Source organism: Mycobacterium sp. PDNC021 (assembly GCF_048282635.1).
GTDB classification, from domain to species: Bacteria; Actinomycetota; Actinomycetes; order Mycobacteriales; family Mycobacteriaceae; genus Mycobacterium; species Mycobacterium llatzerense.
Map to the genome: position 1 here is coordinate 3,685,246 of NZ_CP182502.1, position 12,493 is coordinate 3,697,738.

13 protein-coding genes are annotated in these 12,493 nt (G+C 68.7%); 1 reads left to right on the forward strand and 12 read right to left on the reverse strand.

Features of this window, described 5'->3' with window-relative positions:
- Window positions 1–7 precede the first annotated feature (7 nt).
- From whiA to ACNO8X_RS17480, 7 genes are read right to left on the reverse strand one after another with little or no spacing between them, the layout of a single operon-like run.
- Window positions 8–985: a DNA-binding protein WhiA gene (gene whiA / locus ACNO8X_RS17450; RefSeq protein WP_133763686.1), complete on the reverse strand. Its 978-nt coding sequence runs from the start codon at window positions 983–985 to the stop codon at window positions 8–10.
- Window positions 982–2,064, reverse strand: coding sequence for a gluconeogenesis factor YvcK family protein (locus ACNO8X_RS17455; protein ID WP_418002029.1), 1,083 nt, complete (start codon window positions 2,062–2,064; stop codon window positions 982–984). The genes whiA and ACNO8X_RS17455 overlap by 4 nt, the downstream gene beginning before the upstream one ends.
- Window positions 2,061–2,942, reverse strand: a complete 882-nt coding sequence (gene rapZ / locus ACNO8X_RS17460) for an RNase adapter RapZ (RefSeq protein ID WP_418005942.1) — start codon at window positions 2,940–2,942, stop codon at window positions 2,061–2,063. The genes ACNO8X_RS17455 and rapZ overlap by 4 nt, the downstream gene beginning before the upstream one ends.
- A gap of 56 nt (window positions 2,943–2,998) precedes the next feature.
- Complete coding sequence (gene uvrC, locus ACNO8X_RS17465; protein ID WP_418002030.1) at window positions 2,999–5,029, reverse strand: excinuclease ABC subunit UvrC; 2,031 nt, start codon at window positions 5,027–5,029, stop codon at window positions 2,999–3,001.
- 9 nt (window positions 5,030–5,038) lie between these two features.
- Window positions 5,039–6,394 carry a UDP-N-acetylmuramoyl-L-alanine--D-glutamate ligase gene (gene murD, locus ACNO8X_RS17470; RefSeq protein ID WP_418002031.1) on the reverse strand — a complete coding sequence of 452 codons (1,356 nt, stop codon included), beginning with the start codon at window positions 6,392–6,394 and terminating at the stop codon, window positions 5,039–5,041.
- Entirely contained in the window at window positions 6,391–7,722 is a 1,332-nt protein-coding gene (locus tag ACNO8X_RS17475) for a hypothetical protein (protein WP_418002032.1), read from the reverse strand. Before ACNO8X_RS17475 ends, murD begins: the two co-directional genes overlap by 4 nt.
- A complete protein-coding gene (locus ACNO8X_RS17480) occupies window positions 7,719–8,453 on the reverse strand; it encodes a hypothetical protein (RefSeq protein ID WP_418002033.1) in 735 nt (244 codons plus the stop codon). The genes ACNO8X_RS17475 and ACNO8X_RS17480 overlap by 4 nt, the downstream gene beginning before the upstream one ends.
- Before the next feature lie 75 nt (window positions 8,454–8,528).
- Between ACNO8X_RS17480 and ACNO8X_RS17485 the strand changes: the two genes are divergently transcribed.
- Window positions 8,529–9,014 carry a GNAT family N-acetyltransferase gene (locus tag ACNO8X_RS17485; protein ID WP_260939006.1) on the forward strand — a complete coding sequence of 162 codons (486 nt, stop codon included), beginning with the start codon at window positions 8,529–8,531 and terminating at the stop codon, window positions 9,012–9,014.
- Here ACNO8X_RS17485 and ACNO8X_RS17490 read toward each other — a convergent pair.
- From ACNO8X_RS17490 to ACNO8X_RS17510, 5 genes are all read right to left on the reverse strand, one after another.
- Window positions 8,989–9,465, reverse strand: a complete 477-nt coding sequence (locus ACNO8X_RS17490; protein WP_418002034.1) for a PH domain-containing protein — start codon at window positions 9,463–9,465, stop codon at window positions 8,989–8,991. The genes ACNO8X_RS17485 and ACNO8X_RS17490 overlap by 26 nt on opposite strands.
- Entirely contained in the window at window positions 9,462–9,935 is a 474-nt protein-coding gene (ribH, locus tag ACNO8X_RS17495; RefSeq protein WP_418002035.1) for a 6,7-dimethyl-8-ribityllumazine synthase, read from the reverse strand. The genes ACNO8X_RS17490 and ribH overlap by 4 nt, the downstream gene beginning before the upstream one ends.
- Window positions 9,932–11,191: a bifunctional 3,4-dihydroxy-2-butanone-4-phosphate synthase/GTP cyclohydrolase II gene (locus tag ACNO8X_RS17500; protein WP_418002036.1), complete on the reverse strand. Its 1,260-nt coding sequence runs from the start codon at window positions 11,189–11,191 to the stop codon at window positions 9,932–9,934. The genes ribH and ACNO8X_RS17500 overlap by 4 nt, the downstream gene beginning before the upstream one ends.
- Before the next feature lie 118 nt (window positions 11,192–11,309).
- Entirely contained in the window at window positions 11,310–11,918 is a 609-nt protein-coding gene (locus tag ACNO8X_RS17505) for a riboflavin synthase (RefSeq protein ID WP_418002037.1), read from the reverse strand.
- 13 nt (window positions 11,919–11,931) lie between these two features.
- The gene (locus ACNO8X_RS17510) at window positions 11,932–12,450 is read right to left on the reverse strand and encodes a GNAT family N-acetyltransferase (RefSeq protein ID WP_418002038.1); all 519 of its coding nucleotides are present in this window, start codon (window positions 12,448–12,450) and stop codon (window positions 11,932–11,934) included.
- Window positions 12,451–12,493: the final 43 nt, after the last annotated feature.

A 12,493-nucleotide genomic window follows, 5' to 3' on the forward strand; every position in this document is an offset into this window, starting at 1 on the left:
ACATGCGCTAGGCGTCGTCGAGCAGGTCCGGGGTGACGGCCGACTCGGTGTCCGGAATGCCGTCCTGTTTGGCCTTGCGGTCCGCCATCGACAGCAGGCGCCGGATCCGGCCTGCCACAGCATCTTTCGTCATCGGCGGGTCGGCGAGCCGGCCCAGTTCCTCGAGCGAGGCCTGCCGGTGCTCGACGCGCAACCGCCCGGCGGCCGACAGATGGTCGGGCACCGTGTCGCCGAGGATGTGGAGCGCCCGCTCGACCCGCGCCGCGGCCGCGACCGCCGCCCGGGCGGACCGGCGCAGGTTCGCGTCGTCGAAGTTGGCCAGCCGGTTGGCGGTGGCACGCACCTCACGGCGCATGCGCCGCTCTTCCCAATTGAGCCGGGTGTCCTGCGCGCCCATCCGGGTCAGCAACGCGCCGATGGCCTCGCCGTCGCGCACCACCACCCGGTCGCTGCCGCGGACCTCACGCGCCTTGGCGCTGACCCCGAGCCGACGGGCCGCACCGACCAACGCCAGCGCCGCTTCCGGTCCCGGGCAGCTGACCTCCAGCGCCGACGAGCGGCCGGGCTCGGTCAGCGAACCGTGCGCCAGGAACGCACCGCGCCATGCAGCTTCGGCGTCGCCGACGCTGCCGCCGACCACCTGGGCCGGCAGGCCACGCACGGGCCGGCCGCGCAGATCCAGCAGCCCGGTCTGACGAGCGAGCGCCTCACCGTCTTGGGCAACCCGGACCACGTACCGGGTGCTCTTGCGGATGCCGCTGGCCGACAGCACGTGCACGACGGCGTTGTATCCGTACAGGTCGTAGATGTCCTTGCGCAGCCGCCGGGCGATGCTGCCCAGGTCGACCTCAGCCTCGACGACGACGCGTCCGGCCACGATGTGCAGGCCGCCCGCGAAGCGCAGCAGCGACGCCACCTCGGCCCGCCGTGCGGTCACCGAGTTGACGACCAGCCGGCTCAGCTCGTCCTTCACTTCCGACGTCATCGCCACGAATCGTCACCTCTTGGTCCTTCAGGGGTCGGCTGCTGACGGAAACCGTCGGCCGACCGAGCGGCGGGAGTGGATGGCTCGTATGCGGGCCGGGCCGGTGCGCTGCCGTTGAGACGCACCCGCTCCAGAGCTGCCGCAAGCCGTGCCGGGTCATGTAAAGGTGTACCAGGTCGGGATACGTCAGCAAACTCGACCTGAGCCTCGAGAAACGACGCCGCCCGGCGCAGTTGGTCGCGGTCCCGTTCGCCGGGCACACTCGCCGCGTCGACGATGATGTCATGCACCGTCAGGCCCGGGGCATGCTGCGACAGCACGTGCACATGCCGTTCGGCGGAGAACCCGGCGGTCTCCCCCGGCTCGGCGGCGAGGTTGAGCACCAGGGCCCGCCGCGCCTCGGTGGCCTGCAACGCGGCCAGCAGTTGGGGCACCAGCACATGCGGGATGACGCTGCTGAACCACGAGCCCGGACCGAGCACCACGAGGTCCGCCGACATGATGGCGTCGACGGCCTGCCGGGTGGCCGGCGGATCGCCCGGCAGCAACCGCACCCGGCGCACCTTGCCCGGCGTCGTCGCGACCGCGACCTGGCCCCGGATCACGCGACTCATCCGCGGATCGACCTCCAGCCCGGACACGTCGGCCTCGATCTGCAACGCGATGGGGCACATCGGCAGCACCCGGCCTTTGACCCCGAGGATCCGGCCGAGCTCGTCGAGCGCGGCGACCGGATCGGCGAGCACCTCGTTGAGGCCGGCAAGTAGGAGATTGCCGATCGGGTGACCGGCCAGCGCACCGCTGCCGTTGAAACGGTGCTGGATGATGGTGGCCCACAGCTGCCCGTGCGGACTGTCAGATGCCAAGGCCGCCAACGCCATTCGCAGATCACCTGGGGGCACGATGTCGAGCTCGGAGCGCAGCCGGCCCGACGAACCGCCGTCATCGGCGACGGTGACGACAGCCGTCACGTGCGGCGTCAGCCGGCGCGCCGCGGACAGCGTCGCATACAGGCCATGTCCACCGCCGAGCGCGACGATGCGCGCGGGCGCGCGATCCTCCTCGCGAGCGTCCGTCATTCGCGCCCCAGATCCCGGTGCAGCACTCGCACGGTCAGGTGGTCGCCGCCACGCAGCCGGTTGGCCAGTGCTTCGGCGATCGCAACGCTGCGATGCTTGCCGCCGGTGCAGCCGATGGCCACGGTCATGTAGCGCTTCCCCTCCCTGCGATAGCCGTCGATCACAACCCCCAGCAGCCGATGGTAGGTGTCCAGGAACTCGGCAGCCCCCTCTTGTCCCAGCACGTAGTCCCGAACCGCCGGATGCTGCCCGGTGTGGGGCCGCAACTCGTCGACCCAATGCGGATTCGGGAGGAACCGGACATCCATCACGGTGTCGGCGTCCATCGGCAGACCATATTTATAGCCGAACGATTCGACCGTCACGCTCGTACCGATCGCGGTTTCCTCGCCGAACGCCCGCTCGATGCTCGCGCGCAACGCCGGCACCGGCAGCGTCGAGGTGTCGATGATCAGATCCGCCGTTGCACGGACCGACTCCAGCAATCTCCGTTCGGCGGCAATGCCTTCCGCGAGCGTCTGATTGCCCTGCAGCGGGTGGCTGCGGCGGTTCTGCTCGTAGCGGCGGACCAGGATGTCGTCGGACGCCTCCAGGAACAGCACCCGCGGGACCACGCTGCGGGTGGCCAATTCACGGCGAACAAAATCGAGGTCGCCCGTGAAACCCCGGGACCGGACGTCCATCACCACGGCCAGTTTGGTGATCCGCGAACCCGCGGCCAGACCCAGCTCGACCATCCGGGTGATCAGCTCCGGAGGCAGGTTGTCGGCGACGTACCAGCCGAGGTCCTCGAGCACCTTGGCCGCGGTGCCGCGACCGGCGCCCGACAGACCCGTGACCAGAACCACGTCGATTTCACCGGCGGCAGCACCGTCCATCTGATCGTCCGTCACGACTTCGTCCATCCCCCGCTGCTCATCTGCTGGTGCTGCGCTCACTGCCCTGTCCGATCATTGCCGATATCGGTCGGCGCCGCCCCGGAATCCGGCTGGGAATCAGACCCTGGGGAATCAGACCGCAGCGCATCGACCACCGCCTGCGCCGTCGCCGCCCCGATACCAGGCACCGCCGTCAGTTCGTCCACGCCGGCCTGCTTCAACCGCGCGACCGAACCGAAGTGGGTGACCAGCGCCTTGCGCCGGTGCTCGCCGAGGCCGGGAACCGCGTCGAGCACCGACGCCGTCATCCGCTTGGATCGCTTGCTGCGGTGATAGGTGATGGCGAACCGGTGAGCCTCGTCACGCACGCGCTGCAACAGATACAGGCCCTCGCTGTTACGCGGCATGATCAGCGGATCCGGTTGTTCGGGCACCCACACCTCTTCCAGACGTTTGGCCAAGCCGATCACCGCCACGTCCGTGACGCCCAATTCGTCGAGCACAGCGGCCGCCGCGTTCACCTGCGGCCCACCGCCGTCGACCACGAACAGGTTGGGCGGATAGGCGAATCGCTTTGGCCGCGCTGGGGTTTCGGGGGTTTCGGTGGCTTCGGCGCCGGCGATGTCCGCGCCGACCTGGGTGTCGGCCGCATGCCGCGCGAAGCGCCTGCGGGTCACCTCCGCGATGGACGCGACGTCGTCGGACCGGCCGTCGCCGGCAGCCTCGCGAATCGCGTAGTGCCGGTAATCGGACTTGCGGGGCAGACCGTCCTCGAACACCACCAGCGAGGCCACGACGTCGGTGCCCTGCACGTGGCTGATGTCGACGCACTCGATGCGCAGCGGCGCGTCGTCCAGCTCGAGCGAATCCTGAATGCTTTGCAGTGCTTCGGATCTGGCGTTGAAGTCGCCGGCCCGCTTGAGTTTGTGCTGGGCCAGCGCATCCTGCGCGTTGCGCTGCACGGTGTCGGCCAGGGCGCGCTTGTCGCCGCGCTGGGCCACCCGCAGCTGCACCCGGGAACCCCGCAGACCGGACAGCCAGTCGGCGAGTTCACCGGCGTTGTCCGGAAGTACCGGCACCAGAACCTCTTTGGGCACCGGGTTGGTCGCCTCATCGGTGGCTCCGGGCCCACGCAGCTCGGCCTGATCGCCGTAGAACTGGGTGAGGAACTGGCTCACCAGGTAGTCCTCACCCGATTCACCGGGTTCGCCGGATTTCTCGATGACCCAGCCGCGCTGGCCGCGGACCCGGCCGCCCCGGACGTGGAACACCTGTACCGCGGCTTCCAGATCGTCGTCGGCGAAGGCCACCACGTCGGCGTCGGTGCCGTCGCCGAGCACCACGGCCTGCTTCTCCAGCGCGCGCTTGAGCGCCGAGATGTTGTCCCGCAGCCGCGCCGCCCGCTCGAACTCCAATTCCTCGGCCGCCTCGGCCATCTGCTGCTCCATGTCGCGGGCCAGCCGGTCGGTCTTGCCGGCCAGGAAGTCGCAGAAGTCGTCGACGATCTTGCGGTGCTCGGCGGCGCTCACCCGGCCGACACAGGGGGCCGAGCATTTGTCGATGTAGCCCAGCAGACAGGGACGGCCGATCTGGTTGTGCCGCTTGAACACTCCGTTCGAGCAGGTGCGTGCCGGGAACACGCGGGTGAGCAGATCCAGCGTCTCGCGGATGGCCCACGCGTGCGAGTACGGGCCGAAGTACCGGACGCCTTTGCGACGCGGACCGCGGTACACGAACAGCCGCGGGTACTCGTCGTTGAGAGTGACCGCCAGCACGGGGTACGACTTGTCGTCGCGGTACCGGATGTTGAACCGGGGATCGAATTCCTTGATCCAGTTGTATTCCAGTTGCAGCGCTTCGACTTCGGTCGTGACGACCGTCCACTCGACGCTGCCGGCGGTGGTCACCATCTGCCGGGTCCGCGGCGCGAGCGCCGACAGGTCGGCGAAGTACGAGTTCAGCCGGCTGCGCAGGCTCTTGGCCTTGCCGACATAGATGACCCGGCCATGCGGATCCCGGAACCGGTACACACCCGGCTCCAACGGGATGGTTCCCGGCGCGGGCCGGTACGTCGATGGATCAGGCACTGTTACAGGTTAGTTCGACTGGCTGACAGCATCGGACGCATCCAGGTGGGCATCGATGAACTCACAGAAAGCCGCGGCCTTGGCGACGTAGTTGGCATACAGGTCGTAGCTGGCCGCCCCCGGCGACAGCAGCACGGCCGTCACGCCTGGTACCGCGGCCGCGGTCCGCACCGCCGCCTGCAGACTGTCCACCGGGTGGACGAACTCGGGGTGTGCCGCGGCGAAACCGCGCCCGATGTCGGTCCCGTTGGTCGGTCCCTGGATGAGGTGAACGTCACGGGCACCCGAGAGCAGATAGTCGTCGATCTGTTCGTAGTCGAGCTGACGGTCCATACCGCCGACGATGAGGGCCACCCGGTCGTCGGGCCGCATCGAGCGCAGTGCGGCGACCACGCTCTCCCCGGTCGTGGCCAGGGTGTCGTCGATCCAACGCACTCCCCCGGTACGCCGCACGACCTGCAGCCGGTGCGGCAGGGCCTCGAATGTGGTTACCGCGCCGAGGAATTCGTCCTCGGTCACCGGGCGGCCGATCACCTCGGCCGCCGCGACGGCCGCCAGGGCGCCGTTGACGACGTTGTGCTCGTAGGCCATCACGTAGTCGCCCAGCCCCTCCACCGTCGGGCGTGCGGCGTCGGCCGGGTCGACGGTGCGCACCACCGGCGGCAACGCGATGCCGAGTCGCTCGAGGGCGGCCAGCACCTGCGGTGTGGTGACCAGAATTTCACCGTCGCAGGCGAAGACGTTGGCCTTCGCACGGTGGTAGGCATCGATGTCGCCGTGCCAGTCCAGGTGGTCCTCGAAGAGATTGGTGATCACCGAAATTCGGGGGGATGCCGTCACCAGGGCGCACTGCTGACTGGACAGCTCTGCGACCACAACGGCGCCGGGCCCGGGCTCCAGGTCCGACAGCGGGGTGCCGATATTTCCCGCCACCACGGCATCCGCGCCGAGCCGGCACAGCAGATGCGACAGGAACGACGCCGTCGTGCTCTTGCCCTTGGTCCCGGTGACGCCGACGGTCTGGTCCGCGTACCGGCGCAGGTACCAGTCGGCGGCACTGGACAGCGCGGTCCCGGCGTCGCGCAGTTCGGCGAAAAACGGCTGATGCCACGGTATTCCGGGGCTGAGGAACACCACGTCACAGTCCGCCAGCCGGGTCAGGTGCTCGGCACCGCGCCACAGGTTCAGGTTGGCGATATCGCTGGGTGCGTCCAGGGTCCCCCGGCCGGCGTCGTCGACGGCGTCGACGCGCGCCGCCCCCGCGGCGGCCGCGGTACGGGCCAGCGACTGGCCTTCCTTACCGAAACCCCAGATGCCCACGGCGGCACCGGCGAGGTCGGGACGCTGCCGCGGCACCGACGTCATCGCCGGGCGTCCAGGGCGGCGCGGTAGCGCTCGGGCACGTACTCCACGGCCGGGCTGTCGTCGTGGTCGGCGGCGACGCGCGCCAAATCGGCACGCGCACTGCGGAACTGCTCGACCAGCGGCAGGCCGGCCCACGACTCGTCGTCGAGGATGGTCAGCATCGATTCGGCGGCCTCGTAGTACTCGCCGACGCATTCGAACGGCTTGTGCGCGCCGACCCCGAGGATGTCCTCGAATTCGGCGCGGCTGTCGGTGTCCTCGAACAGGTTTCGCCCGAAGATCGCCTCGACCTCGGTGCGGCCCAACCGCGGCGCCATCAGCACGAAAACGAACTGACACTTCGGGCAATGCCCGCACCAGGTGGCGCCGCGCCGGCCGGCGTCCAGCGCGAACGGCCGGTTACAGCTGATGAAGGCGCGGAAATACTGCGGGCTGGCGGCGAACCGGTCGGCGATCTGCGACTCCGACAGGCCGCGCAGCAGGGAGAAGTACCGGTCCGGATTCAGCCCGTACGCGGCGAGGGTGTCCCGCAGCAGCGTCTCGTAGGTGACGCTCTTGGACCACTGGTGATTGATGTCCTGGCCCATCCATTCGACATTGCCGACGTTGGACGAGCGCTCGTTGGACAGCACGACCGGTCCCAGACCGTTGGCGTCGGCCACGATCAACCCGACGATGCTGTTGATCGCGGTGACCGGGATGTGCCCGTTGTAGGCACCGGCGGCGTTGACGTCGATGAGGGTGCGGTCGATGGACCGCATGACCCGCACGTGCGGCAGCCCGCTGATCTCGACGCACCGGTCGATCGGGTCGAACTTGTTGACGTTGAACAACACCGGCTGCAGCGGGGTGAGGGCCTCGATGGACACCACCGAGTCCTTGCCGCCACCGACCGGCACGAGCGGTGCCGCGTCGGCGTTCCAGGTGTCCGGCTGCTGCTCGGCAATCTCGGCGCGGTCGCCGGTGATCTCCGGGCTCAGCGCACCGGGCAGGTTGTTGCGGTAGGCGTACTCACCGAGGCCACCGGCGAGCACCTGGCGCAGATAGTCGCGTTCGAAATCGTAAGTCGGGAACGCGATTTCGATCTGCGGCGGGGCGGCCGCCTTGTAGTAGCTCAGCGAGCAGGTCAGCGTCAACAGCCGCAGCAACCGGTCGTCGGGCCGACCACCGGCCAGGCTCTCCCCGAAGTCGACGGTCTCGGCAAAGCTGACGTCGTCGGCGGAATCGGCCCCACACATGGTGTAGCGCCCGCGGAACACGCCGCCCTCGATGTCGTACCCGTCGATGCGGAACGACTTGTAGGACTGTGGGACAAAAGGTTTGGTCACAGCTGCTCCAGGAACGACGGATGGGCGGAATCAACGGGAACGGCGTGGTCGCCGAGTCGGGCGACGGGATACGTGCGGTACTGCGGCGAGATCCACCAGGCCCGGCGCACCGCGTCGAGCGGCGCCGAAGCGCGGCGCGCGACGGGACCCAGTACACCGCAGGCCTGCAGTTGATCGAGGATCGAGACCGGCTCCGGGTTGTCGACGCCGACCAGCTCGCCACCGACGTCGAGCACCAGTGCACCGGCCACGGCCGGGGTGACGTCGAGACCGGGCCCGATGCCGTCGACGCAGCCCTGTTCGGCCAATCGGCGCAGCAGCAGGTCGACGGTGCCCAGGCTGGTGGTCCGGGCCGCCATCCGCAGCCACTGCTCGTCCGTCGGCGCCGGCGCGGTCCAGTCGCTGTCCCGCCGGCCGATCCGGACCGGTTCGGGTGCATGGATCTGAGAGGGCGTCCCCGTCACCGCGCACCGGCCTCCGCCCACGATCGTGACGGTCACGGCGACCAGTGCGGGCCCCTCGGAGAACGGAGCCACCGCGGCGCCGAGAGCGGCCTGGGTGGGCATGGTCAGCCCGAAGTAGTCCGCGGCTTCGGCGAGGTGATTCCACAGCCACGCGGTGTCGACGGTCCGGCCCTGGTAGATCGGCACGGTCACCGTCGGGTTGGCACCAAGGCGGCCGACCAGTTCGGCGGGTGCGATCGCCACGACGTCCAGCGGCGGCGAAGGCATGCGAAAATCGGTCACTATCAGCAAATTCTATCCCATGGGAGGGAGCGGACAGGTGAGCCTCATGGTGGGGCGGCGATGACCGGGACAGGGGTGATCCGGCTCACCGAAGCCGACTGGCGGATGTTCGCCGCGCTGCGGTTGCGCGCGCTGGCCGATTCCGCGGGGACCGACGATGCCGAGTACCGCACCGAGATGAGCTTCACCGGGACGCAATGGCGCCGGCGGCTGCGGGCCCACGCGCAGTTCGCCCTCGCGTACGAAGACCGCCTGGTGGGCCTGATCGCCGCGCATCGGGCCAGCCCCGGCTCGGTGTACCTGTACTCGCTGTGGACCGATCCGATCGCCCGCGGCCACGGGGTGGCGCGCACCCTGCTGACCGCGGCCATCGACTGGGGACGCGGCCTGGGAGCGCACACCGTGACGCTGCGGGTGCACCGGAACAACGACGCCGCGCTCGGGGTTTACCGGGCCTTCGGGTTCGTCGCCACGACCGATCCGGCCGGCGGTTCCCAAATCCCCGGTCGGGCAGACGAACTCACGATGTCTTTGACGCTGAGTTGAGGTCCGGGCGGTATTTCACGACCAATTCGCGGAGGCGATCCATCGCATCGACGGCCCGCGCCTTGTCGACGGTCTGGATGGCCATGATCGGGACGTATTCGTCGTCGGGCAGGTCGACGCGCGCCCACCGCGCCCCCAGCGGGAACGACACGCCGGCGACATCGGACCAGGCAATGGTCTTGTCGCTCAAGACGTTACGGACGACGATGCCGGCCGGACCGACCCGCAACCGGGACCGCGTCGGTAGCAGTACCGCGCCGGCGAGGATGACCCCGAGCAACGCCATGGACACCTGGTCGGCAGTCTGGAAGATCACCCCGGTGGCACCGATTTTCAGCAGCGCGCCCACCGTGACGTGCACGGCGATGATGACGGCGGCCGCCACGTAGGCGACGATCTTCACACGCTGCGGCCGGACCTCGAGGTCCCAGCCGGCGGTTTCCTTGGTCATCGACGCAGGTCGCGCAAGGTGAGCGCGGTGGCCAGGGCCGCCGATGCGGCCTGCTCACCTTTGTCCTCCGTCGAGCCGGGCAAGCCGGCGCGGTCGAGCGCCTGCTCTTCGGTGTTGACCGTCAGGACACCGTTGGCGACGGGCGTCGACTCGTCGAGCGACACCCGGGTCAGGCCCTGCGTGACGGCGTCACACACATAGTCGAAATGGGGCGTGCCACCCCGGATCACCACACCCAGCGCGATCACCGCGTCGTGGGTCTTGGCCAGTTCCTGTGCCACGACCGGGATTTCGATGGCGCCGAGCACCCGTATGACAGTCGGTTCAGCGATACCCGACGCGGTGGCGACCCGGAGGGCGCCGTCGAGCAGTGCGTCGCAGACGGTGGTGTGCCAGGTGCTGGCGACGATGGCCAGCTTGACCCCGGACGCGTCGAGCGCCGGCATGTCCGGAACGCCGACACCACTCATTCTTTGTCCCCGTCTGTTGCATCATCGGCGAAATCGTCGAGCCCGCTGAGGTCGTGCCCCATGCGGTCCCGCTTGGTCATCAGGTAGCGGATGTTGTCGGCGTTGGGGCCGATCGGCAGTGGCACGCGCTCGATGATGTGCAGGCCGTAGCCGTCCAGACCCACGCGCTTGGCCGGGTTGTTGGTCAGCAGTCGCATGGACCGGATACCGAGGTCGACCAGGATCTGGGCCCCGATGCCGTAGTCCCGGGCGTCGGCCGGGAGGCCGAGTTCCAGGTTGGCGTCGACGGTGTCTGCGCCGGCGTCCTGCAGCTGGTACGCCTGCAGCTTGTGCAGCAGGCCGATCCCCCGGCCTTCATGTCCGCGCATGTACAGCACGACGCCGCGTCCTTCGTTCGCCACCATCTCCATGGCGGCGTCGAGCTGGGGGCCGCAGTCGCAGCGTCGGGAACCGAACACGTCACCGGTCAGGCATTCGGAGTGCACCCGCACCAGGACGTCGTCACCGTTCTGCTCGGAGACATCGCCGCGCACCAGTGCCACGTGCTCGACGTCCTCGTACATGCTGGTGTAGCCAACCGCCCGGAACTCGCCGTGCCGGGTCGGGATGCGGGCCTCGGCGACGCGGTCGATGTGCTTCTCGTGCTTACGCCGCCACTCGATCAGGTCGGCGATGGAGATCAGCGCCAGGTCATGGTCGTCGGCGAAGACGCGCAGCTCATCAGTCTGGGCCATGGAGCCCTCGTCCTTCTGGCTGACGATCTCGCAGATCGCGCCGGCGGGCTGCAACCCGGCCAGCCGGGCCAGATCCACCGCGGCCTCGGTGTGGCCGGGACGACGCAACACGCCACCGTCCTTGGCGCGCAACGGAACTACGTGTCCGGGCTTGGTGAAATCGTCGGCGACGGCATCCGGATCGGCCAGCGCCTGCATGGTCTTGGCGCGGTCGGACGCCGAAATACCGGTTCCCACACCCTTTTTCACGTCGACAGTCACGGTGTAGGCGGTGCCGTGCTTGTCCTGGTTCACCGCGTACATCGGCAGCAGGCCCAGCTTGTCGCAGATCGCGCCGTCCAGCGGCACACACAGGTAGCCGGAGGTGTAGCGGACCATGAAGGCCACCAGCTCCGGCGTCGCCTTCTCGGCGGCGAAGATCAGATCGCCTTCATTCTCGCGATCTTCGTCGTCAATGACGACGACAGCCTTGCCCGCCGCGATATCGGCTATCGCCCGCTCGACGGAATCAAGCCTCGTCATCTCCACCACCCTTGCCGTGGCCACCTCAGGGCCAAGTTGATCACCTACCAGTATGAACCACTGGTGTAGGCCGACTTACTCCCGCCGGTCCGCTCAGCGGACACGGCATGCCAGGGCGCTACTGCGCCGGGGTGAGCAGCCGTTCGACGTATTTCGCGATGACGTCGACTTCCAGGTTCACCGTCGTCCCCACCGGGGCGCGGCCCAACGTCGTCAGCTGCAACGTCGTTGGAATCAGAGAGATCTCGAACCAGTCGCCCTGCTCGTCGCGCCCCAGGCCGGACACCGTCAGTGACACCCCGTCCACGGTGATCGAGCCCTTCTCCACCACGTACCGGGCCAGCTGCGGCGGCAGCGCGATGCGCACGACCTCCCAGTGCTCCGAGGGTGTGCGCGACAGCACAGTGCCGGTGCCGTCCACGTGCCCCTGCACGATGTGCCCACCGAGCCGGCTGTTGATCGCCGCGGCGCGCTCCAAGTTGACCCGACCACCGACCTCGACGCCCCCCAAGCTGGACCGGTTGAGGGTCTCGGCCATCACATCGGCGGAGAACGCGCCGTCGGGCAGCACGTCCACGACAGTCAGGCAGACGCCGTTCACCGCGATCGAATCGCCGTGCCCGGCATCGGTGGTGACCAACGGGCCGCGGATGACGAACCGCGCCGCATCGGTCAGTTGGTCCTTGCTGACGATCTCGCCGAGCTCTTCGACAATGCCGGTGAACATGTGCCCAGCCTAACTATCCCCCGTCGCTCCGCTCGCCCCCTCCGCTATCCCCGAGATGCTTCTCCCCGAAGTAGTGCGCCACCGGGTTGCCGTTGAAATTCACGACCGGCCCGTACCCCTCCGATTCGTACAACCGCTGGGCATGCGGCTGCCGCGACCCGGTGTCGAGCCTGGCAACCGCGTAGCCGAGCCCGCGGGCCGCCTCTTCCAAGGCCCGCAACAGGATTCGGGCCACGCCCTGCCCCCGCGCCTCGGGCGCGACGTACATCCGCTTGATCTCGCAGGTCCCGTCGGGCAGCCGCTTGAGTCCACCACCGCAGACCGGTCGGCCGTCGAGGTATCCGGCCAGGTAGACGCCGTGCGGCGGACCGAGTTCGGCGGGCCCGGCTTTCGGCATGTCGGGTGCGTTCAGATCGAGTCCGCCGCGGACGTCGGCGTACAGCTCGGCCATCTCGGCCTCCATCGCACCCACCAGTGCCGCGCCGTCGCCGATATCGATCGGAACGGCCCGAAATTCGAGTTCGGCAACCATGCCTGAGGTTCTACCGGCCGATCGAGACAACTGGTTAGTCGGC